Below are 20,776 nucleotides of genomic sequence, written 5' to 3' on the forward strand. Positions count from 1 at the left end.
ATGACGCGCTGACAGACTCCGGCGGAAGACAGAAAGCGCTTACCGACGGACGCACCACCCAACCGACGGACGCACCCCCATGAGTCGCCCCGGAGGGAACAGTGAGCGAACACGGTCGCAGACAGGTATTACGGACCGGCCTCGGCGCGGTCGCCGGATCGACGGTGCTCGGCGGAGTCGGCGCCACCACACCGGCTTCGGCGGTGCCAGGGCCAGGCCGGCCGATCGAGGCGGGTGACGCGGTGACGGCAAGTGAACCGGCCTCCGCCCGGGCACATCTGCCATGGGTGGCCGACCTGGGGGACGGCCGCTATCAGAACCCGGTGCTCAACGCCGACTGGTCCGACCCCGACGTGATCCGGGTGGGCCCGTACTTCTATCTGGTCGCCTCCACCTTCAACCGCGTTCCCGGACTGCCCGTCCTGCGGTCGGTCGACCTGGTCAACTGGAGCGTCATCGGCCACGCCCTGACCGAGCTGGAGCCCAAGGACCACTTCAGCGAGCCGAGGCACGGCGAGGGGGTGTGGGCCCCGGCCCTGCGCCATCACGACGGCAAGTTCTGGATCTTCTATCCCGACCCCGACTTCGGGATCTTCATGGTGACCGCCACCGACCCGCGAGGGCCATGGAGCACACCGCGTCCGGTCAAACCGGGCAAGGGGCTGATCGACCCGTGTCCGCTGTGGGACGACGACGGGCAGGCGTATCTGATCCACGCCTGGGCGAAGAGCCGCAGCGGCATCAACAACCGGCTCACGCTGCACCGCATGAGCCCGGAAGGGACCGAACTGCTCGACGCGGGCCGGATCGTGGTCAACGGCGATGACCTCCCCGGCTACACCACGCTGGAGGGCCCGAAACTCTACAAACGGGACGGCTGGTACTGGATCTTCGCTCCGGCCGGCGGCGTCACCAACGGCTGGCAGTCGGCGTTCCGCTCCCACTCCATCTGGGGCCCGTACGAGAACCGCATCGTCCTCGCCCAGGGCGACACCCCCGTCAACGGGCCGCACCAAGGGGCGTGGGTGACCACCGAGAGCGGTGAGGACTGGTTTCTGCACTTCCAGGACCGCGATGCCTACGGGCGGGTGGTGCACCTCCAGCCGATGCGGTGGCGCACCGATGGCTGGCCGGTGATGGGCACCGACGACGGCAGCGGCCGCGGTACGCCGGTGCTGGTGCACACCAAGCCCCGCGTGAACGGCCGGACGGAGGTCACCGCGCCCGCCAGTAGCGACGACTTCAGTGGGGCGGAGCTGGGCGGGCAGTGGATGTGGCAGGCGAACGCCGACCCGGCGTGGTGGTCGCTGCGCCGTTCCCCGGGCCGACTCGCCCTGGTCTGCCAACCGAGCCCGGCCGCCGACGACTTACGGCTGCTGCCCCAGGTGCTGACCCAGCGGCTGCCCGCCGAATCGTTCACCGCGACGACCTCGATGAGCGTGTCCACCATGACGGCGGGCTCCCGGGCCGGGCTGGTGGTCCTGGGTGAGACCTACGCCTGGGTGGGCCTGCGCCACGACGGCGACCGGATCGTCCTCGTATGCCGCACCGCGGCCCAGGACGCCGCCGAGGTGGATGCCGTCACGCCGGTGCCGTTGCGGAGGGGGTGCTCTGCCGTACGGCTCCGGGTGAGTGTGCGGCCGGGAGCGGTGTGCCAATTCGCGGCCGAGGTGGACGGGCGGGGGTTCACACCGCTCGGTGCGCCGTTCCCGGCGACCGCGGGCAAGTGGATCGGGGCCACCGTGGGACCCTTCGCCACCGGTCCGGCGACCGGCGGTAGGGGCGGTGTGGCGGAGTTCGACTGGTTCCGGATGGGACCGATTTCCCCGTAGATGGCCGGGGACGGGCCTTCGGGACCAGTCCCCGCCGGTTCGTGGTGCCCTGTCGGCAGAAGGGGCGCCGAGGAGGGCCCCAGCGGAAGCCGGGAGGAACACCATGCACCAGCGCATCGCCGTCACGGCAGCCCTGTCCGCGGCCCTCGTCGCCGTGCTCGCCAGTGCGCCCACCGCGTCGGCCGAGCCCAGTCCGCCCGACTGTCCCTCAGGGAACGTCTGTGTCTTCGACAGCAACGTGGGCACCGACGGTCCGGCCGTGATCAAGACGACCGGCAACTGGAGGGGCTCCCACCCGACCGGCGTCGTCGGCAGCACGATCTTCAACAACGGCACTCGTCAGCCGGGCCACGATCACATCCAGGCCACCTGGGTCTTCAACGGACAGACGTTCGGCAGGTGCCTCCACGTCAACCCCGGCCCCGGCGACTACAAGTCGATCATCGGGGACGAGGCCACCCTGACCAGCCTCACCTGGCGCGGCGAATGCGACGACTGAACGGGCAAACGTCCCCTGCCCGGCCTGGCAGGGGACATCGCCGAAGGCCCGGTACGGCTCGGATGACGGAGCCAGGGGCCATGGTGAGCGACTGCGGACACGTCCGCTCAGAGGCCGTAGCGGCTCTTCAGATGGCGCTGCGATCGCCGCGTACGCGTGGGTCCCGCTCACGTCGGCCGGCGGCCGACAGGCCCGCTCAGACCGACCGGGTGGCCACGACCAGTCGGCAGCGAGGGCTGCCGTCCGCCCGCCGCCCGAGCTCCTCCAGTGCCCGCAGCTCGACCTCGAACCCGGCCCGGAGCAGCTCTTCCCGCACCTCCGCGAGCCGGAAGGTCCGGTAGTACATCACAAAGCGCGGCCGCCACACCGCGTTGCGCACCCGCATCACGGTGTCGAACGCCAGGAGCTCCCAGTAGTGCCGGGATCCCGGACGGGCCGGTGCCCCGATCGGGAAGGCGAACCGGCCGCCCGGGCGGAGCACGGAGTGGACCTGGGCGAAGAGCCCCGGCAGCTCCCGCGGCAGGAAGTGGCCGAACGCCCCGAAGCTCACCACCACGTCGAAGACCGGCCCGAACGGAAGGGCGCGCACGTCGGCGCGTACCCAGTCCGTGCGCGGGGCGTCCGGCATCGCCGGCGTACGGGCCCGGCCCGCGGCCAGCATGCCCGCGCTGAAGTCGACGCCGGTGATCCGCTCCCGGCACACCTGCCGCAGCACGCCCATGCCCGCGCCGGTTCCGCAGCACACATCGAGGCCGCTGTCGAAGGGCCCGAGCCCGCGCAGGGCGCCGGTCACCGAGTCCAGCACCGACGCCGGGGTCCGGTACCCGGTGTGGTCGAACTTCGGGGCCAGCAGGTCGTAGCCGTGCTCGACGGAGGACAGCGCCTGGACGACGAGCTCACGGAAGGTGGGGCCCTGGGGTGCGGACATCACGCTCAGCATAGAGCCCCACCGGGGCAGGACGGTCGTACGCCCGGCTTGTCACACGCGCGGCTGGTCGTACTCCCGGCCTGTCATGCACCTGGACAGGGCGCCGGTGGCGTGCTGTGATGCCCGACAACGATGTCAGGCACGACGTGTCGTCCTTGACCATCCCTCGGCACTTCTCCGGCACTTCCTCGGCACTCCACCGACAGGAGCCGCACGATGCCCCTCGACCGACGCCGCTTCCTCCGCACCAGCGCCCTCACCCTCGGTGCCCCCGCGCTCGCCGCCCACCTGGCCCCGGCCGCCGTGGCATCCCCGGCCCAGCGGCCGAGGGCCCCGCTGGCCGACGCCTTCGACCGGCTCCCGTCCGGGAGCGTCACCCCGCGCGGATGGCTGGCCGAGCAGCTCCGTCTCCAACTCCATGGGCTCTGCGGCCGGTACGAGGAGCGCTCGCACTTCCTCGACGTCAACGCCACCGGGTGGACCCATCCGGACCAGGACGGCTGGGAAGAGGTGCCCTACTGGCTGCGTGGCTATGTCCCGCTGGCCGTGGCCACCCGTGACCAGGCAGCGCTCGCGAACTCCCGTAAGTGGATCGACGCCATCCTCGCCACCCAGCAGAGCGACGGCTTCTTCGGGCCGCGCTCCCTGCGGACAAAGCTGAACGGCGGCCCCGACTTCTGGCCGTTCCTCCCCCTCCTCATGGCCCTGCGCACCCATGAGGAGTTCACCGGCGACCAGCGCGTCGTCCCCTTCCTGACCCGCTTCCTGAGCTTCATGAACGCGCAGGGGCCCAGCGCCTTCGACTCCAGCTGGGTCTCCTACCGCTGGGGCGACGGGCTCGACACCGCGATGTGGCTGTATCGCCGCACCGGCGAGGCGTTCCTCCTCGACCTCGTCCACAAGATGCATATCTACGGCGCCAATTGGGTCGACGACCTCCCGAGCCCGCACAACGTCAATATCGCCCAGGGCTTCCGCGAGCCCGCCCAGTACGCGCAAGTGACCGGGTCCGCCGAGCTCAGACAGGCGACCTACCGCACCTACGCGTCGGTGCTCGGCGCATACGGCCAGTTCCCGGGCGGCGGCATCGCCGGCGACGAGAACTACCGCCCGGGTTTCGCGGACCCCCGGCAGGGGTTCGAGACCTGCGGCATCGTCGAGTTCATGGCCAGCCATGAGCTGCTGACCCGGATCACCGGCGACCCGGTCTGGGCGGACCGCTGCGAGGACCTGGCCTTCAACATGCTGCCCGCCGCCCTCGACCCCCAGGGCACCGGCACCCACTACGTCACCAGCGCGAACAGTATCGACCTGAACAACGCGGTGAAGTCCCAGGGGCAGTTCCAGAACGGCTTCGCGATGCAGTCGTACCAGCCGGGCGTCGACCAGTACCGCTGCTGCCCGCACAACTACGGCATGGGGTGGCCGTACTTCGCCGAGGAGCTGTGGCTGGCCACTCCCGACAAGGGGCTCGCCGCTTCCCTCTACGCCGCGTGCCAGGTGAGCGCGAAGGTCGCCGGCGGTACGGCGGTCACCTTCACCGAGGACACCGACTATCCGTTCGACGAGACCATCAGGCTCACCCTGTCCACCCGTGAGAAGGTGGCCTTCCCACTCCATCTGCGTGTCCCCGGCTGGTGCGAGAACCCCCTTATCGAGGTCAACGGCCGGCCGGTGGCCGCGGGCGGCGGTCCGGTCTTCGTCAAGGTCGACCGGAGCTGGACGGACGGCGATGTGGTGACGATCCGCCTACCCCAGCGCACCACCCTGCGGGCCTGGTCCGCGCAGCACGACGCGGTCAGCGTCGACCACGGCCCGCTGACATACTCCCTGCGCATCGGGGAGGATTTCGTGCGCTACGCCGGCACCGACACCTTCCCCGAGTACGAAGTGCACGCCACCACGCCGTGGAACTACGGCCTCACCCCCGGCGTCGTCCCCGTCCTCACCCGCGACGACGGTCCGCTCGCCGCCAACCCCTTCACCCACGAGGGCACCCCGGTCCGCATGACCGCGCAGGCGCGTCGCATCCCCGAGTGGGTCTCCGACGACGAGCAGGTGGTCACCCCGCTGCAGCAGAGCCCGGCCCGGGCCGACACACCGGCCGAGACGGTCACCCTCATCCCCATGGGCGCCGCCCGGCTGCGCATCACCTGCTTTCCGACGGCCTCGCCGGACGGCCGGGCATGGACCCCGGAGCCGCCCTTCCGCCGCCTGCAGAACAAGCACAGCGGCAAGGTGCTCGCGGTCGACGAGATGTCCACGGCCAACAGCGCCCGTGTGGTGCAGTTCGACAACACGCCGACGGGAGACCACGCCTGGCAGTGGATCGACCGGGGCGAGGGCTGGTTCCTGATCCGCAACGGACACAGCGGCAAGGTCCTGGGCGTCGACCGGATGTCGACCGCCGACAGCGCCATCGTCGTCCAGTACGAGGACAACGGCACGGCCGATCACCTCTGGAGGAAGGTGGACAACGGCGACGGCTGGTTCCGCGTCCTCAACAAGAACAGCCAGAAGGTGCTCGGCGTCGACGGCATGTCCACCGCCAACAGCGCCCAGGTGGTGCAGTACGACGACAACGGAACCGATGACCATCTGTGGCGGCTCGTGTGATCGGACCCTGAAGATGACGTCGCGGCCGCGGGGACACTCCGTAGGAAGGTGTCGGCACGACGTCAACGGATGAGACCATCGGCGCCGGGCCGTCCGCCCGACGCCGTGGCATCTCCGCATGCCCCGCTCAGCGCCGGGTGTGCACCGCTTCGGCCGACGGGCAGGTCCAGGACCGCCACGCGGTGTGCCAGCCGTCGGGACCGTCCGTACGGACGTCGGGTCCCGCCCAGGCGATGTAGCCGTCGGGGCGGACGAGCAGGGCGGGGCCGCGCGCTGCGTCGCACTCTCCTCGCCGCGCGCCGGCCGCGCGGTCGTCCGACGGAATCCCGCCCCACAGGCACTCCCCTCGTGACTCGTCGCGACGCATTGACGGAGTGAGTACTCACTCCGTACGGTACCGGCATGCCAGAGAACTCCTCCACCCCGCCCCGGCGCCGTGCGCCGGCCATGGATCCCGACCAGCGCCGCGCGATGATCGTCGCCGCCGCGCTGCCCCTCGTCGTCGAATACGGCGCCTCCGTGACGACGGCGAAGATCGCCCGAGCCGCGGGCATCGGGGAAGGCACGATCTTCCGTGTCTTCGAGGACAAGGACGCCCTGCTCGCGGCCTGTATGGCCGAGGCCGTGCGGCCCGATGACACCGTGGCCCATCTGGAGTCGATCGCCCTGGACCAGCCGCTGGCGGACCGGCTCGCCGAGGCGGCCGATGTGGTGCGCGGACACATGGCCCGCATCGGCGCGGTCGCCGGAGCGCTCGCGGCGGCCGGGCGGCTTGAACGCGCCGCCCCCAAACCCGATAAGGACGGACGTCTCCCGGACCGCGAGGCGAGCCTGGCCCGGCCGCGCGCGGCGCTGGCCGCGCTTTTCGAGCCCGACCGGGACAGCCTGCGGCTCGCCCCGGAACGGCTCGCGGACGCCTTCCAGCTGACGCTGATGTCGGCCGGGCGGCTGGGCGCCCCCGACCCGCTGACCACCGAGGAAGTCGTGGACCTCTTCCTGCACGGCGCGCTCGCGGCACCCGGGGAGGCCAGGTGACCGGACCCGACGCGTACGAGGAACTCCCGCACCGCCGCCGGACCCTGATCACCCTCGCCCTGCTGGGCTGCGCCTTCCTGGCCATGCTGGACGGCACCGTGGTCGGCACCGCGCTGCCCCGCATCGTCGAGCAGATCGGCGGAGGGGACGCCTGGTACGTCTGGCTCGTCACCGCCTATCTGCTGACCTCCTCCGTCAGCGTGCCGGTCTACGGCCGCTTCTCCGACCTCTACGGCCGCCGCCGGCTGCTGATCGGCGGACTCACCGTCTTCCTGGTCGGCTCCGTCGCCTGCGGCCTGTCCGCCTCCATGCCGGCGCTGATCCTCTCCCGCGCGCTCCAGGGCCTGGGCGCGGGAGCCCTGCTGACCCTCGGCATGGCGCTGGTCCGCGACCTCCACCCACCGTCGCGCCCCCAGGGCCTGATCCGGATGCAGACGGTGATGGCCACCATGATGATCATGGGCATGATCAGCGGCCCGCTCCTCGGTGGGCTGCTCGCCGATCATGTCGGCTGGCGCTGGGCGTTCTGGCTCAATCTCCCCCTCGGGCTGGCCGCCATCGCCGTCATCGCCCTGGCCCTGCCCGACCGGCGTCCCGCCACCCCGCCGTCCGGACGGCTCGACGCGGCGGGGATCCTCCTCCTCGCCGCCGGGCTCTCCCTCGCGCTGACCGGCCTCAGCGTAAAGGGCAACGCGACCGCTGGACACGCCCCCTCCTGGACGGACCCGGCCGTCATGGGCTGTCTGCTCGGAGGTCTGGCGCTGCTCGCGTCGCTCATACCGGTCGAGCGGCGGGCCGCCGTCCCCGTCCTGCCCCTGCGGCTGTTCCGGCACCGCACCTACACGGCCCTGCTGACCGCCGGTTTCTTCTTCCAGGTCGCCGCCCTGCCGGTGGGGATCTTCCTGCCGCTGTACTTCCAGCACATCCGCGGCCACTCGGCCACCGCCTCCGGTCTGCTGCTGCTCCCCCTGCTCATCGGCATGACCCTCGGCAACCGGCTCACCGCCGCCACTGTCCTGCGCAGCGGGCACGTCAAACCGGTCCTGCTGACCGGAGCGGGGCTGCTCACCGCCGGCACCGCCGCCTTCGTCGCCCTGAGGGCCACCACACCGCTCGCGCTGACGTCCGTTCTGCTGCTGCTCGTCGGGCTCGGCACCGGACCGGCCATGGGCGGGCTCACCATCGCCACCCAGAACTCCGTCCCGCGTGCCGACATGGGCACCGCCACCGCGGGCTCCGCCCTCACCAAGCAGCTCGGGGGCGCGGTCGGCCTGGCCTGTGCCCAGTCCCTGATCGGCCACTCCGGCACGGTCGCGCCCACCGCGAGGGCCATCGGCTCCACCATCGCCTGGAGCGGAAGCGCCGCCGGGCTCCTCGCCCTCGGGGCGCTGCTCCTGATGCGCGACATTCCCATCGCCACGCCCGGACGGAGCCCCGGCGCGCCCACTCCCCCGTCCGCCGTCGGCACGCCCCGGACGTCCCGGTAGCCATCGGCCGGGCGCTTGCGGCACGGCCTGTCGATCGCACTTGACCTCAAGCGCTTCAAGTGTCGGATGCTCGTCATATGACAACGACAGGGACAGAGGTCCGGGGCTCCCCGATGACCATCCAGCAGGTGTCGAGACTGAGCGGCCTCTCGGAGCCGACGCTGCGCTACTACGAGAAGATCGGCCTGATCCCCGCGGTGGACCGCGACCGGGACAGTGGCCACCGGCGCTACCACCCCACCGTGGTGGAGACGATCAAGGCGCTGGGGTGTCTGAGGTCGACCGGAATGAGCGTGCAGGACATGCGTGCCTACCTCCGCCACCTCGACGAGGGTGCACGGGGCGCCGTTCCCCTGCGCGACCTCTTCCGGCGCAATGCGGAGCGCCTGGAGCGGGAGATGGCGCTCATGGCGGTCCGCCTGCGCTATCTGCAGCTCAAGGCGGAGATGTGGGACGCGCGGGAGCGCGCCGACGCCGATGCGGAGCGCCGGGCGATCGACGAGATCACGGGCGTCATCGACGCGCTGTGAGAAGTGCTTTTCGGAAAGGATGCAAAGGAATTCATGGAAGGCAAGACTGTCCCGGTGTCCGCTGACGCCGACACCGACGTCGACGCCGGTGGTGGCGAACTCGTCCTGGTGACCGGAGGCAACGGCTATGTCGGCACCCATGTGATCAGCGGCCTGCTGCGGAGCGGCCATCGGGTCCGTACCACGGTCCGTTCGCACGGCCGGGCGGCGAGCGCCGCCGCGAGCGTCCGGTCGGCCATCGCGGCCTCCGGGATCGATCCGGGCAGGCGGCTCGACATCGTCGGCGCCGACCTGACCTCGGACGACGGCTGGGACGACGCGGTGGCGGGGTGCACCCACGTCCTGCATGTCGCGTCGCCGTTCCCCTCCGTCCAGCCGGAAAACGAGGACGAGCTGATCGTCCCCGCACGGGACGGCACCCTGCGGGTGCTGAGGGCCGCACGGGACCACGGTGTGCGCAGGCTCGTGATGACGTCCTCGTTCGCCGCGGTGGGATACAGCCCCAAGGACGGTGATACATACGACGAGAGCGACTGGACGGACCCCGCGGACGACAACCCGCCCTACGTCCGGTCGAAGACCATCGCGGAGCTGGCCGCCTGGGATTTCGTGGCGAAGGAGGGAGACGGCCTCGAACTGACGGTGATCAACCCGAGCGGCATTTTCGGTCCGACGCTCGGCCCCCGGCTGTCCGCCTCGACGGAGCTCGTGAAGGCGATGCTGGAGGGGACGATGGAGGCCGCCCCCCGCATGCACTTCGGCATGGTGGACGTACGCGATGTCGCCGACCTCCATCTGCGGGCCATGACCCACCCCGCCGCGGCCGGACAGCGCTTCCTCGCCAGCGGCGAACGGGCCGTCAGCTTTCTGTGGATCGCCCGGGTACTGGCCGAGCACCTCGGAGAGCGCGCCGCCCGGGTACCCACGCATGAGGTGAGCGACGAAGAGCTGCGGGAGGCCGCCCGCTCCGACCCGGCACTGCGGGAAGCGGCCGGGCAGGCGGAGAAGGTACCGGCCCTGCGCACCGAGAAGGCGCGTTCCACCTTCGGCTGGACCCCGCGCGACCCGGTGACGACGATCCTCGACACCGCGGAGAGCCTGTTCCGCCTGGGCTTGGTGAAGGGCTGAACCGCCCTGGCCCGCGCCGCCCCCACCGTCCGTCGGTGTTCCGGCGCGCCGGACTCGGGTACCGGCGGGGCGGTAAGGTCGGCGTCATGAAGTGATGACCCGGCGCGCCGATCGCGGATTCGCATGAACGCCGTCCGAGCCTGTGCTCCGGCGTCTGGTCGGTGTGCCCGCCGCATCCGTCATCCACTTCACACGATCGGATCCGTATGACCGACATGACCGACGACATGTTCCTCGACGAGGTCGCCGAGCGGCTCGCCGCCCTGCCCGCCGTGCGCGCCGTCACCCTCGGGGGCTCGCGTGCGCAGGGCACCCACACCCCGGAGAGCGACTGGGACCTGGCCGTGTACTACCGGGGCGGTTTCGACCCGGCCGATCTGCGGGCCGTCGGCTGGGAAGGCGAGGTCTCCGAGATCGGCGAGTGGGGCGGTGGTGTCTTCAACGGGGGCGCCTGGCTGACGATCGACGGACGTCGCGTGGACGTCCACTACCGCGACCTCGAGGTGGTGGAACACGAACTCGCCGAGTCGCGGCTGGGCCGCTTCCGGTGGGAGCCGCTGATGTTCCACCTCGCGGGCATCCCCAGCTATCTGGTGGTGGCCGAACTCGCCCTCAACCAAGTGCTGCGGGGTGCCCTGCCCCGCCCCGAGTACCCGGAGGCGCTGCGCGAGGCGGCGCCCCCGGTGTGGCGAGGGCGCGCGGCTCTGACACTGCGGTACGCCTCGGCCGCGTACGTCGGACGTGGCCAGGCCACCGAAGTGGCGGGGGCGGTGGCGACCGCCGCCCTGCAGACGGCGCACGCGGTGCTGGCGGCGCGCGGTGAGTGGGCCACCAACGAGAAACGCCTCCTCCAGCGGGCGGGCCTGCGCGGCATCGACACGATCATGGCGGGGCTGCGGGCGGAGCCCGCCGTCCTGGCCGAGGCGGTCGCCGAGGCGGAGGCGTTGTTCGCGGCCGCCGGCTGAGCGGTGTCGTCCGGGTGCAGCGGGGCGCCTCGGCAACGCCGCGCTGCACCCGCACACCGGCACGCTCCTGGGCTCAGCCGAGTCCGTGCCGGTGCGCGTAGGCGATGGCCTGGCCGCGGTCACGGCTGCCGGTCTTGGCGAAGACACGGTTGACATGGGTTTTGACGGTGGCTTCGCTGACGAACAGCGATCGGGCGATCTCGCGGTTGGACAGGCCCTTGGCCATGCAGATGAGCACTTCGGCCTCGCGTGCGGTCAGCCCGGCGGGCAGCTCCCGCGACCCGGCGGCGGGCTGCTGCCGGGCGAGTGCGACGAGGCGGGCGTGTACGGCGGGGTCCAGGAGGGCCTGCCCACGGGCGGCCGCCCGCAGTGCCCGATCGACGTCCTCGCGCCCGGCTTCCTTGGTGAGGTAGCCCAGGGCTCCGGCGGTGAGCGCCGCGTTGATCGATTCATCGTCGATGAAGGTGGTCAGCACGACGACATGCGTCCCGGGATGGTCCATGGTGATGTGCCGCGTGGCTTCGATGCCGTCCATGTGTGGCATGCGCAGGTCCATCAGCACCACGTCCGGGGAATGCTCGGCGACCGCGGCCAGGGCCTGCCGACCGTCGCCGACGGCGGCGACCACCTCGACGTCGGCCAGGCGCTCGCAGATGGTGACCAGTCCGTCGCGGACGATGGTCTGGTCGTCCACGATGACCACCTTCACGCCGGGACCTCCGCTTCCACACTCCAGCCACCGGCTTGGCGACCTGCGTCCTTGGGACCTGCGTCTTCCGGACCTGCGTCGAGTGTGCCGCCGAGCAGTTCCACGCGCTCGCGCATACCGGTGAGGCCGAAGCCGCCGCCGGTCTTGGCAAGCTCTCCGGCCGGATCGACCCCAGATCGTACCGTCGCCTCATTGGTGACCGTCAGGCGGGTGGACGATTCACCGAAGGCGAGGATGACGGTAACGGCGGCGCCCGGTGCGTGCTTGCGCGTGTTGGTGAGTGCCTCCTGGGCGACGCGCAGCAGGGCTATTCCGGCCGCCGACGGCAGCGGCCGTACGGACCCGGTGATCCGGAAGTCGGCGCCTTCGTCCGTGGCGAGGGCGGTGAGCTGTTCGTCGAGGGCGACGGGCTCCTCGCGCAGCGCCCGCACCGCCCGGCGGGTCTCGTCCAGGCCCTCCACGACCAGGCGGCGGGACCGGCCGATCGCGGCGCGCACCTCGTCGGTGCCGGCGCCGTCCTCGACGATGGAATCAAGAGCGGTGATCTGCACCGACAGCGCCGACAGCGTGTGGGCCAGCACATCGTGCACCTCCCGGGCGATCCGGTTGCGCTCGGCGAACAGCTCCGCGCGCTCGTGCTCGACGGCGCCGCGTTCCCACGCGACCGCCAGCTCGGCCTCGGACCGCAGCCGGTCCCGGCGCTGGCGGCGTACGACGCCCAGCAGCAGGCCGAACAGCGCGCCCACCCCCACGGCGGCGAGCTTCGTGACGTCCTGCCCGTCGATGGCGAGGGCGACGGCGGCGGCCGCGATGCCGAGGCCGGCCAGCGCTGTGGCGGGGAGCAGCCCCACCAGCATGACGGCGCACATCGCCGCCACCCCCACGACCACCGCACCGAACGACGCCCACGCCCCCGCCACCCCACCGCAGACCGCCACCAGGGCCACCGAGCACACACCGACCGTCGGCCGGCCTCTCCGCAGCCCCACCAGCCAGCCGACCCAGCCCAGGCCCAGGCCCACGGTGACCACCAGCGCGACGAGGCCGCGGGCGTCGAGGCCGGGATGTGTCGCCTGCACCGCCCCGTAGATCAAGCCGCCCAAGGCGAGCAGGCCCACGGCCCATTCCGCGGTCGGCTCATTGACATCCAACCTGCCGGACGGTCCGCCGGGGCCCGACGGGCGATCACCAGTACTCATCCGACCAGCATGCCGCGCCCGTGACCTGCCCAGCCCCAGGGGCCACCGCTCACACCGTGGCCCGTCGCTCACTGGATGCCCAGCCGGGCCCGGTCCGACCCGAGGAGCGCCTCCCGTGCACGCCAGGCCACGATGGCGGTGCGGGCGATCACCTCGGCGAGCGCCATCAGGAGAATCGCCGGGGCCCAGGCCGTCGGATCAAGGTGGTAGTCGGTCGAGAAGCGGCCGATCGCTTCGTCGCCGCCCTGTGTGGCGAACAGCTGGAAGGCCATACGGAAGCCGCAGCCCACCACCCACAGCACGGCCGCCGTGGCCGTGGCGCGCGCGATGACCTCACCGTCGTCGTTGTGGTACACCCGGGTCAGCATTCCGGCCCCCGCGCCCAGAGCGAGCCCGATCAGCGTCGTGGCCACGATCAGAAGGAGATCGTTGCCCGACGTCGGGATCTCGTGCAGGTACTTCGTCGCCGCCCATGCGACGAGCGCCACCGGGAGCAGCAGCGTCCTCGCCGTCAACCGTCGGCCACGCAGTTGCAGCAGCACCATGCCCACGAGGGCGACATCGATCAGCCAGTCCTTGATATCCATGCCGCCATGCTCGGCCGGAGCCCCCGCCACACACGTCAACCCACAGGTCCACCCCGGGTGGACATGAGCCTCCACCCACACCCGAGCATCGCGCTGTGAGCGGTGGCGTCCTGCCCGCCGGGACGGGGCCGTCAGCCGTGTCGCGCACCGGCCGTCCGCGGCGGTACGCGGTCCTTCAGCCGCGCCGGGTGAGGATGCTCAGTGTGTTGGCCGCGACGATGGCGCCTATGCTCGTCCACTCCGTCCAGCCCAGGTTCTGCCCGAGGCCGACCCAGCCGACCAGAGCGGCGAGGACGGGATTGACGCTCATGAAGAGCCCGAACGCCTGGGCGGGCACACGGCGCAGGGTGAACAGGTCCGCGAGGTACGGTACGGCCGAGGAGAGGACGCCCGCGGTGACGGCGTACGCCACGGCGCTCGCGGTCGGCGGCTGATGGACGGCGACGGCGATCCCGACCGGCAGGAACATCAGGGCGGAGAGCCCCGCGGCCGCCGCCGACCCCTGAGCGCCGGGGACCCGTCGGCCCACGGTGCGGTTGAGCAGGATGTACGACGCCCAGCACACGGCGGCCAGCAGCCCGAGCCCCATGCCGAGGTAGTCGGCCGAGGGCCGCGGGCGCATGAGTGTCACCACGGCGGCCGCCGCGACCAGCGCGCAGCACGCGTCCGCCCGGCGCCGTGAGGTGGCCAGCGCGATGCAGAGCGGGCCGAGGAACTCCAGGGTCACCGCCAGCCCGAGGCCGATGCGGTCGATGGCGGTGTACAGGGAGAGGTTCATGGTGCCGAACACCACGGCAAGCCCCACCACGGGCCGCCACTGCCACCAGGTGAAGCTCCGTAGCCGGGGCCTGCCGACGGCCAGCAGGACGATCGCGGCGACGTACTGGCGGACGGCGACGACCCCGACCGGGCCGAGGACGGGGAAGGCGTGGGATCCGATCGCGGCGCCGGTCTGGTTGGACAGTCCGCTGCCGATCATCGTGGCCACACCGGCGAACCGCCGCCCGGTCGGCGGCTGATCCGGGTCCGGGTCCGGGCGCGGGTCCGGGTCCGGGTCCAGGTCCCGGCTCGGTCCCGGGCCCGTATCCAGACCGGGGCCCGGGCCGGAGTCGGCGGGGGTCGACGGGATCCGGTGTGCGGTTCCCGTCGATCGTGCGGTGGCCATACGTGACGCGGGAGCTGGTCGCATGCGTCGATCGTGCGCCGGGCCCACGCATGCACATAATGCGTTTGGTGCCTTATCTATACGCTGGACGTATGGATGTGGAGCTGCGGCAACTGCGCTGCCTCGTGGCGATTGTCGACGAGGGCACCTTCACCGACGCCGCCATCGCGCTCGGCGTCTCGCAGGCGGCCGTCTCCCGGACCCTGGCCTCGCTCGAACGCGCCCTGGGGACAAGGCTGTTGCGACGGACCTCCCGCGAGGTGACCCCGACTGGCACCGGGCTGCGCGTGGTGGCACACGCCCGGCGGGTGCTGGCCGAGGTGGACGGCCTGATCCGGGAGGCCATATCGGGCCACGCCCATCTGCGGATCGGCTACGCCTGGTCCGCGCTCGGCCGCCACACCCCCGCCTTCCAGCGCCGCTGGGCCCAGGCGTACCCCGAGACGGATCTGCACCTCGTCCGTGTGCATTCCGCCACCGCCGGGCTGGCGGAGGGCGTCTGCGACCTGGCCGTCGTGCGCAGACCCCTCGACGAGCGCCGCTTCGATTCCGCCATCGTCGGGCTGGAGAGGCGGCTGTGCGCCGTGGCCGCCGACGACCCCCTCGCCAGGCGCCGCTCGGTCCGGCTGGCCGACCTCAGCGGACGCACCCTGCTGGTCGACCGGCGGACCGGCACCACCACCGCGGAGCTGTGGCCGCCCGACTCCCGCCCGGCCACGGAGGAGACCCACGACGTGGAGGACTGGCTCACGGTGATCTCCGCGGGCCGCTGCGTCGGCATGACAGCGGAGTCCACCGCCAACCAGTACCCGAGGCCCGGAATCGCCTACCGGCCGGTCCGCGACGCCGAGCCGATCGCGGTACGCCTCGCCTGGTGGCGGGACGACCCGCACCCCGCCACCCAAACCGCGATCGAGCTGCTCACCACCCTCTACCGCAACGGCTGACTCCGGCCCGGGTAAGGACTGTTCCGGATGATCCAGTACGGATCGAATTGTTACCCTGGGCCACATGACCGCGATGGCGCCCACCCAGAACGAACCGGACCTGTCCTTCCTCCTCGACCACACCAGCCACGTCCTGCGCACGCAGATGTCGGCCGCGCTCGCCGAGATCGGACTGACGGCACGGATGCACTGCGTGCTGGTGCACGCCCTGGAGGAGGAGCGCACCCAGGCACAGCTCGCCGAGATCGGCGACATGGACAAGACCACGATGGTGGTGACGGTGGACGCCCTGGAGAAGGCGGGTCTCGCGGAGCGGCGCGCCTCGACCCAGGATCGCCGGGCCCGGATCATCGCGGTGACCGAGAAGGGCGCGCGGATCGCCGAGCAGAGCCAGAACATCGTGGACGGCGTCCACCGGGAGGCACTGGAAACGCTCCCCGAGACTCAACGCGCCGCCCTGCTGCGGGCCTTGACCCGGCTGACCGAGGGCCATCTCGCCACACCCGCCGAGAGCCCCCGTCCGGCCCGGCGGGCGCGCCAGAGCGAGAAGTAGCACCGCATCCAGAGCCGCACCCCGAGCCACACCTGGAGCCACGAGCAGAGCCGAAACAAATAGTCTACAACAAAACCATCTGCTACGGTCACTCCTGTCGCGTCTACCGACAGGAGTGACCGCATGTCCGCCACCACGTCCGAGTCCGCCCCGCCCTCTTCCCGCGTCCCCCCATCACGCCAACTGGCCCTCGGGGTCATCGCCACCGGGATGTTGATGGTCATCCTCGACGGCAGCATCGTGACCGTGGCCATGCCCGCCATCCAGAGCGATCTGCGGTTCTCCCCCGCCGGGCTGAGCTGGGTCGTCAACGCCTATCTGATCGCGTTCGGCGGTCTGCTGCTGCTCGCGGGCCGAATCGGCGATCTCATCGGCCGCAAGCGCATGTTCCTGACCGGCACCGCGGCGTTCACCGCGGCCTCGCTTCTGGCGGCCGTGGCCACCTCCCCCGCGGCACTGATCGCCGCCCGGTTTCTGCAGGGGGTCGGCAGCGCGCTGGCGTCCGCGGTCAGCCTGGGCATTCTCGTCACGCTCTTCACCGAACCCGCCGAACGCGCGAAGGCCATCGCCGTGTTCAGCTTCACCGGCGCCGCCGGAGCCTCGATCGGCCAGGTGCTCGGGGGCCTTCTCACCGACGCGCTCAGCTGGCACTGGATCTTCCTGATCAATCTGCCGATCGGACTGCTGACCCTCGCGGTCGCCATACCCGTCCTGCCCGCCGACCGCGGGCCCGGTCTCGCGGCCGGCGCCGACGTCCTCGGTGCCCTGCTCGTCACGGCCGGGCTGATGCTGGGCATCTACACCGTCGTCAAGGTGGCGGACTACGGATGGGCGGCGGCGCACACGCTCGGCCTCGGCGCCGTCTCGCTCCTCCTGCTCGCCCTGTTCCTGGTCCGCCAGGCCACCGTCCGCATCCCGCTGATGCCCCTGCGGATCCTGCGGTCACGCGGTGTCGCGGGGGCCAATCTGGTCCAGGTCCTGATGGTGGCCGCGCTCTTCTCGTTCCAGATCCTCGTCGCCCTCTATCTGCGGAATGTGCTGGGATACGGCGCCACCAGGACCGGCCTGGCCATGCTCCCGGCCGCCCTCGCCATCGGCGCGGTGTCGCTCGGCGTCTCCGCGCGGCTCAGCGCCCGCTTCGGCGACCGCGCGGTGCTGCTGGCCGGGCTGGCGCTGCTGGCCGGCGTCCTCGGGCTGCTCGTCCGCGTCCCCGTGCACGCCCGGTACCTCCCCGACCTCCTCCCGGTCATGCTGCTCGCCGCCGGTTTCGGACTGGCCCTCCCCGCGTTGACCAGCCTCGGGATGTCCGGTGCGAAGGAGGACGAGGCCGGGCTCGTCTCCGGGCTGTTCAACACCACTCAGCAGATCGGCATGGCGCTGGGCGTCGCGGTGCTGTCCACCCTGGCGGCCTCCCGCACCGACGCGCTGCTCGCCCGGGGCAAGGGCCGGGCCGAGGCGCTGACCGGCGGCTACCACCTGGCCTTCGCCGTCGGAGCGGGGCTTGTCGTGACGGCCTTCGCCGTGGCGTTCACCGTGCTGCGAGGACCCGCGCCGAAGCACCCCGCCACGCCGCGGAAGGCCAACCCGCCCGTCGCGCCCGTCACCTCCGTCTGACCCCCCTCTCCTCCCCTTCCGAGCGAAAGGCGCGCCCTCATGGCGACGACCGAAACCACCAGCCCGACGAACGACGCCGGGACGACACCAGGGGCCGGACCCGCGCCCCGGCCGCTCACCGAGGACGAGCTGTTGCTGATGCTGCGGGACCAGCGGCTCGGGGTGCTCTCGACGGTCAAGCGCAGCGGCCATCCCCATCTGTCGACCGTGATCCACCACTGGAGTCCCGAGGAGCGGGTGCTGCGCATCTCCTCCACCGCCGACCGGCTCAAGGTGCGTCAGCTGCGGCGCGATCCCCATGTCGCCGTGCATGTGGGCGCACCGGACGGCTGGTCGTTCGCCGTCGCCGAGGGCGAGGCGGAGGTATCGGAGGTGACGGCCGTCCCTGGGGACGCCGTCGGGCGGGAACTGCTGTCCATGACGCCCGGCTTCGCCGATCCGCCCGACGAAGCGGCCTTCCTGGAGCAGCTGGTGGCGGACCGGCGGGTGGTGATCAGGATCCGGGTGTCCCGTCTGTACGGAACGGCCCTCGACATGGCCACCGGCTGACCACTCGCCGGAACTTTCTTCCTTCCCCCCGGCCGGTGGTTGCCCGGCCCGGACACGGTGAACATCGTGTCCGGGCCGTACGTATCGGGAGTGTGGCGCACCTGATGAACGCACCCGGTGCCGGGTGCGGAGGGCTTGGGTGCCCCTCATGACGAGGAGAGATACCATGAACGCAGATCATCCGTCGTTCCGCCCGCGGACGCGGCGGTTCGGCGCCCTGGCCATCGCCGCGTCGGCGCTCGTCCTCGCCACGGCCTCCCCCGCCCTGGCCCACACCGAAGTGAGCGACTCCGACTCGCACGCCCTGGCGAAGAACGTGACACTGACGTTCGAGTCGGAGTCGGAGAATCCCGCCCCGCTGCTGAAGCCCGCGGCCGCCGGCGCCGCCCCGTCCGCCTCACCCTCGGCCTCCCCGCGGCCGGAGAACCATACGCCGGATTCGGACGGCAAGTCGCCCTTGAAGGCTGCGACGTCGGACGACGGGTCCCCGTGGCCCGCCGTGGGAGTCATCATCGGCGTCTGCCTGGTCGCCCTGGCCGGAGGTTTCGTGCTGTTCCAGCAGCGGCGCGGCGCGGGCACCGAATGAGCCGAGGGGCGTCCCGCCGCGCCCACGGCCCCGCGCCCCGGGTTTGCTGCCGGGCCGAGTGGTAACGCGGTGGACATGACCGAGAAGAAGAACGCACACACAAGTGTCAGGAGCGCCAACGCGCACGCGAAGGCCACCACCACCAAGGCCAAGGAGACGACGGCAAAGGCCAAGGACACCGCGGGCGAGGCGGAGACCACGGCGAAGACCGCCGCCGCGAGCGCCGCGACGACGGCCGCGCACACCGCTCATATCGCCGCCGACAAGGCCCATGTGGCTGCCGAGAAGGCCGTGGCCACCGGTCGTACTGTGGCGGCCCAGGCCCCCAAGAAGGCGGCCGCGGCGGCGGGTTCGGCCTGGGTCGCGCTCAAGACGCGGAAGGTCCAGGCCGCCGTCGCCGGCGCGGGAGCCGCCGCGGCGGGCGCCACCGCGGTGGTCCTGCGCAGGCGCGCCGCGCGTCGCCGCCGCCCGCTCGCACGGCTGACCGGTGGCCGGCTCGGCGTCTGAGGTCCGCCGTCGGCGTACGCGGCCTCTTCCCTTGCGCGCCGGCCACCGCCGCCCGCCCCTGGCCTTCCGGCCACCGGCTTGGGGCTACTCGGCCGCCCAGGTCACCGGCAGCTCGTGGACACCGTAGAACGAGGTGTTCTCCCGGTACCGGATCTCCTCCGGGGCCACCGCCAGACGCAGGCCGGGGAACCTGGCGAGCAACCGCTGCAGGAGCACCTTCAGTTCCACCCTCGCCAACTGCTGGCCCAGGCACTGATGCACGCCGTGTCCGAACGCGAGATGGGACGTGTGCGGCCGGTCGAGGGCGAGGCGGTCGGGGTCGGCGAAGCGCTCGGGGTCGCGATTGGCGGTGGACACCAGACCGGCCACCATCTCGCCCTTCGCGATGGGATGACCGTTGATCACGGCGTCCTCGGTGGCGGTGCGCACGGTGCCGAAGTTGTTGACGGGAAAGTAGCGGAGGAACTCCTCCACGGCGTCGTCGAGCAGGTCGGGATTCTCACGCAACCGGGTCAGCTTCTCACGGTCCTGGAACAGCGCCAGCATGCCGAGACCGATCAGGTTCTCCACCGGTTCATGACCGGCGAAAATGATGGTCATGGCGATGCCGACCACCTCCTCGTCGGTCAGCGCCCCGCCCTCGACCTCGCCGTGCAGCAGCCTGCTGATCATGTCGTCCGCGGGCTCGGCCCGCTTGGCGCGTACGAATCCCCGCATCTCGTCCCACCACGCGGTCGCCATCGCGCCGACGGCCTGGTCGTCGCCGCCGGTCTCCCTGAGCGTGCGTACCTCGTGGTCGAACTTCTGGTGGTAGGTGTAGGGCACTCCGAGAATTTCGGAGATCACCATCGCGGGCACCGGGTTGGCATAGGCCGCCACGAGATCGGCGCTCGTGCCCATCGCCTCCATCGCGTCGAGGTGCTGGTCGGCCAGCCGCTCGATCCGGCCGGTCAGTTCTCGCGCGCCGCGCACCGAGAACTCGGCGGTGAGCGTGCGGCGGTAGCGGGTGTGGTCCGGTGGGTCCATGGAGAAGAAGAAGCCCGCCGGTATCTCCGGGCTCATCGCCGGGAACGGCACCCTGGAGCCGCTGAACCGGGAGTCCGCCAGCATGGCCCTGATGTCGTCGTGCTTGGTCAGAAACCACATCACCAGACCGCCGGGCAGCTCCAGTTTGCCCAGCTCTCCCGCGTCCCGCAGTCGGCGGTGGTCCTCCGGAGGGTCGTACGGGCAACGCCGTTCGGCCTTCACGGTCCCGGGAAGGGGCAAGGTCTCGGTCACTGTTGACTCCCTCGTATGTGCCTCAGGGGCGGATGGTGCGTCAGGAACGATGCGGTGGGTCC

Annotated in this window: 21 protein-coding genes; 14 read left to right on the forward strand and 7 right to left on the reverse strand. The window is 71.5% G+C overall.

Going from position 1 to position 20,776, the window contains the following annotated elements; translation table 11 throughout:
• Positions 1-101 precede the first annotated feature (101 nt).
• Both ACFYOY_RS45715 and ACFYOY_RS45720 read left to right on the forward strand, forming a co-directional pair.
• Positions 102-1,832 carry a glycoside hydrolase 43 family protein gene (locus tag ACFYOY_RS45715; protein WP_351903563.1) on the forward strand — a complete coding sequence of 577 codons (1,731 nt, stop codon included), beginning with the start codon at positions 102-104 and terminating at the stop codon, positions 1,830-1,832.
• A gap of 103 nt (positions 1,833-1,935) precedes the next feature.
• Complete coding sequence (locus tag ACFYOY_RS45720) at positions 1,936-2,331, forward strand: hypothetical protein (RefSeq protein WP_351903566.1); 396 nt, start codon at positions 1,936-1,938, stop codon at positions 2,329-2,331.
• Between the two features lie 196 nt (positions 2,332-2,527).
• Here ACFYOY_RS45720 and ACFYOY_RS45725 read toward each other — a convergent pair whose 3' ends face one another.
• Positions 2,528-3,259: a class I SAM-dependent methyltransferase gene (locus ACFYOY_RS45725; protein WP_351903569.1), complete on the reverse strand. Its 732-nt coding sequence runs from the start codon at positions 3,257-3,259 to the stop codon at positions 2,528-2,530.
• A gap of 216 nt (positions 3,260-3,475) precedes the next feature.
• Here ACFYOY_RS45725 and ACFYOY_RS45730 point away from each other — a divergent pair, with 216 nt between their 5' ends.
• Entirely contained in the window at positions 3,476-5,875 is a 2,400-nt protein-coding gene (locus tag ACFYOY_RS45730) for a beta-L-arabinofuranosidase domain-containing protein (RefSeq protein WP_351903572.1), read from the forward strand.
• Positions 5,876-6,002: 127 nt separating this feature from the next.
• On the opposite strand, the gene ACFYOY_RS45735 is transcribed toward ACFYOY_RS45730, so the two are convergent.
• Positions 6,003-6,242, reverse strand: a complete 240-nt coding sequence (locus ACFYOY_RS45735; RefSeq protein WP_388593833.1) for a hypothetical protein — start codon at positions 6,240-6,242, stop codon at positions 6,003-6,005.
• Positions 6,243-6,277: 35 nt separating this feature from the next.
• Here ACFYOY_RS45735 and ACFYOY_RS45740 point away from each other — a divergent pair, with 35 nt between their 5' ends.
• The 5 genes from ACFYOY_RS45740 (at position 6,278) to ACFYOY_RS45760 (ending at position 11,020) form a co-directional block, all read left to right on the forward strand.
• The gene (locus ACFYOY_RS45740; RefSeq protein ID WP_351903577.1) at positions 6,278-6,910 is read left to right on the forward strand and encodes a TetR/AcrR family transcriptional regulator; all 633 of its coding nucleotides are present in this window, start codon (positions 6,278-6,280) and stop codon (positions 6,908-6,910) included.
• Positions 6,907-8,397: an MFS transporter gene (locus tag ACFYOY_RS45745; protein ID WP_388593836.1), complete on the forward strand. Its 1,491-nt coding sequence runs from the start codon at positions 6,907-6,909 to the stop codon at positions 8,395-8,397. The genes ACFYOY_RS45740 and ACFYOY_RS45745 overlap by 4 nt, the downstream gene beginning before the upstream one ends.
• Positions 8,398-8,474: 77 nt before the next feature.
• The gene (locus tag ACFYOY_RS45750; RefSeq protein WP_351903582.1) at positions 8,475-8,927 is read left to right on the forward strand and encodes a MerR family transcriptional regulator; all 453 of its coding nucleotides are present in this window, start codon (positions 8,475-8,477) and stop codon (positions 8,925-8,927) included.
• Positions 8,928-8,960: 33 nt separating this feature from the next.
• Positions 8,961-10,055: an NAD-dependent epimerase/dehydratase family protein gene (locus ACFYOY_RS45755; protein ID WP_351903585.1), complete on the forward strand. Its 1,095-nt coding sequence runs from the start codon at positions 8,961-8,963 to the stop codon at positions 10,053-10,055.
• Positions 10,056-10,261: 206 nt separating this feature from the next.
• Positions 10,262-11,020, forward strand: coding sequence for a nucleotidyltransferase domain-containing protein (locus tag ACFYOY_RS45760; RefSeq protein WP_388593841.1), 759 nt, complete (start codon positions 10,262-10,264; stop codon positions 11,018-11,020).
• 73 nt (positions 11,021-11,093) lie between these two features.
• On the opposite strand, the gene ACFYOY_RS45765 is transcribed toward ACFYOY_RS45760, so the two are convergent.
• The 4 genes from ACFYOY_RS45765 to ACFYOY_RS45780 form a co-directional block, all read right to left on the reverse strand.
• Positions 11,094-11,714 carry a response regulator transcription factor gene (locus tag ACFYOY_RS45765; protein WP_351903591.1) on the reverse strand — a complete coding sequence of 207 codons (621 nt, stop codon included), beginning with the start codon at positions 11,712-11,714 and terminating at the stop codon, positions 11,094-11,096.
• Between the two features lie 11 nt (positions 11,715-11,725).
• A complete protein-coding gene (locus ACFYOY_RS45770; RefSeq protein ID WP_388593844.1) occupies positions 11,726-12,928 on the reverse strand; it encodes a sensor histidine kinase in 1,203 nt (400 codons plus the stop codon).
• A 68-nt stretch (positions 12,929-12,996) separates the two neighbouring features.
• A complete protein-coding gene (locus tag ACFYOY_RS45775) occupies positions 12,997-13,515 on the reverse strand; it encodes a hypothetical protein (RefSeq protein WP_388593847.1) in 519 nt (172 codons plus the stop codon).
• A 175-nt stretch (positions 13,516-13,690) separates the two neighbouring features.
• Positions 13,691-14,704 carry an EamA family transporter gene (locus ACFYOY_RS45780; protein ID WP_351903600.1) on the reverse strand — a complete coding sequence of 338 codons (1,014 nt, stop codon included), beginning with the start codon at positions 14,702-14,704 and terminating at the stop codon, positions 13,691-13,693.
• Positions 14,705-14,772: 68 nt separating this feature from the next.
• On the opposite strand from ACFYOY_RS45780, the gene ACFYOY_RS45785 reads away from it, so the two are divergent.
• From ACFYOY_RS45785 to ACFYOY_RS45810, 6 genes are all read left to right on the forward strand, one after another.
• Positions 14,773-15,627 carry a LysR family transcriptional regulator gene (locus ACFYOY_RS45785; RefSeq protein WP_093469260.1) on the forward strand — a complete coding sequence of 285 codons (855 nt, stop codon included), beginning with the start codon at positions 14,773-14,775 and terminating at the stop codon, positions 15,625-15,627.
• 64 nt (positions 15,628-15,691) lie between these two features.
• Positions 15,692-16,180, forward strand: a complete 489-nt coding sequence (locus tag ACFYOY_RS45790) for a MarR family winged helix-turn-helix transcriptional regulator (RefSeq protein WP_351903603.1) — start codon at positions 15,692-15,694, stop codon at positions 16,178-16,180.
• 123 nt (positions 16,181-16,303) lie between these two features.
• Positions 16,304-17,794 carry an MFS transporter gene (locus ACFYOY_RS45795; protein WP_351903606.1) on the forward strand — a complete coding sequence of 497 codons (1,491 nt, stop codon included), beginning with the start codon at positions 16,304-16,306 and terminating at the stop codon, positions 17,792-17,794.
• A 39-nt stretch (positions 17,795-17,833) separates the two neighbouring features.
• On the forward strand, positions 17,834-18,343 hold the full coding sequence (locus tag ACFYOY_RS45800; RefSeq protein WP_351903608.1) for a TIGR03618 family F420-dependent PPOX class oxidoreductase: 510 nt from the start codon (positions 17,834-17,836) through the stop codon (positions 18,341-18,343).
• Positions 18,344-18,509: 166 nt separating this feature from the next.
• Positions 18,510-18,929, forward strand: a complete 420-nt coding sequence (locus ACFYOY_RS45805) for a hypothetical protein (protein WP_351903610.1) — start codon at positions 18,510-18,512, stop codon at positions 18,927-18,929.
• A gap of 75 nt (positions 18,930-19,004) precedes the next feature.
• Positions 19,005-19,436: a hypothetical protein gene (locus tag ACFYOY_RS45810; protein WP_351903613.1), complete on the forward strand. Its 432-nt coding sequence runs from the start codon at positions 19,005-19,007 to the stop codon at positions 19,434-19,436.
• A gap of 84 nt (positions 19,437-19,520) precedes the next feature.
• Here the strand turns inward: ACFYOY_RS45810 and ACFYOY_RS45815 are convergent, their stop codons facing one another.
• Positions 19,521-20,714, reverse strand: coding sequence for a cytochrome P450 (locus tag ACFYOY_RS45815; protein ID WP_351903616.1), 1,194 nt, complete (start codon positions 20,712-20,714; stop codon positions 19,521-19,523).
• Between the last annotated feature and the right edge of the window lie 62 nt (positions 20,715-20,776).

This window comes from Streptomyces sp. NPDC007875, from assembly GCF_042868035.1.
GTDB lineage: Bacteria > Actinomycetota > Actinomycetes > Streptomycetales > Streptomycetaceae > Streptomyces > Streptomyces antimycoticus.

Excerpts from the sequence above, each read along its gene's own strand:
- ACFYOY_RS45770 (WP_388593844.1), bottom strand. The coding sequence starts at position 12,928 with ATGAGTACTGGTGATCGCCCGTCGGGCCCCGGCGGACCGTCCGGCAGG.
- ACFYOY_RS45785 (WP_093469260.1), top strand. The coding sequence starts at position 14,773 with ATGGATGTGGAGCTGCGGCAACTGCGCTGCCTCGTGGCGATTGTCGAC.
- ACFYOY_RS45760 (WP_388593841.1), top strand. The coding sequence starts at position 10,262 with ATGACCGACATGACCGACGACATGTTCCTCGACGAGGTCGCCGAGCGG.
- ACFYOY_RS45795 (WP_351903606.1), top strand. The coding sequence starts at position 16,304 with ATGTCCGCCACCACGTCCGAGTCCGCCCCGCCCTCTTCCCGCGTCCCC.
- ACFYOY_RS45730 (WP_351903572.1), top strand. The coding sequence starts at position 3,476 with ATGCCCCTCGACCGACGCCGCTTCCTCCGCACCAGCGCCCTCACCCTC.
- ACFYOY_RS45790 (WP_351903603.1), top strand. The coding sequence starts at position 15,692 with ATGACCGCGATGGCGCCCACCCAGAACGAACCGGACCTGTCCTTCCTC.
- ACFYOY_RS45725 (WP_351903569.1), bottom strand. The coding sequence starts at position 3,259 with ATGTCCGCACCCCAGGGCCCCACCTTCCGTGAGCTCGTCGTCCAGGCG.
- ACFYOY_RS45810 (WP_351903613.1), top strand. The coding sequence starts at position 19,005 with ATGACCGAGAAGAAGAACGCACACACAAGTGTCAGGAGCGCCAACGCG.
- ACFYOY_RS45740 (WP_351903577.1), top strand. The coding sequence starts at position 6,278 with ATGCCAGAGAACTCCTCCACCCCGCCCCGGCGCCGTGCGCCGGCCATG.
- ACFYOY_RS45755 (WP_351903585.1), top strand. The coding sequence starts at position 8,961 with ATGGAAGGCAAGACTGTCCCGGTGTCCGCTGACGCCGACACCGACGTC.
- ACFYOY_RS45750 (WP_351903582.1), top strand. The coding sequence starts at position 8,475 with ATGACAACGACAGGGACAGAGGTCCGGGGCTCCCCGATGACCATCCAG.
- ACFYOY_RS45780 (WP_351903600.1), bottom strand. The coding sequence starts at position 14,704 with ATGCGACCAGCTCCCGCGTCACGTATGGCCACCGCACGATCGACGGGA.
- ACFYOY_RS45800 (WP_351903608.1), top strand. The coding sequence starts at position 17,834 with ATGGCGACGACCGAAACCACCAGCCCGACGAACGACGCCGGGACGACA.
- ACFYOY_RS45735 (WP_388593833.1), bottom strand. The coding sequence starts at position 6,242 with ATGCGTCGCGACGAGTCACGAGGGGAGTGCCTGTGGGGCGGGATTCCG.
- ACFYOY_RS45775 (WP_388593847.1), bottom strand. The coding sequence starts at position 13,515 with ATGGATATCAAGGACTGGCTGATCGATGTCGCCCTCGTGGGCATGGTG.
- ACFYOY_RS45805 (WP_351903610.1), top strand. The coding sequence starts at position 18,510 with ATGAACGCAGATCATCCGTCGTTCCGCCCGCGGACGCGGCGGTTCGGC.
- ACFYOY_RS45720 (WP_351903566.1), top strand. The coding sequence starts at position 1,936 with ATGCACCAGCGCATCGCCGTCACGGCAGCCCTGTCCGCGGCCCTCGTC.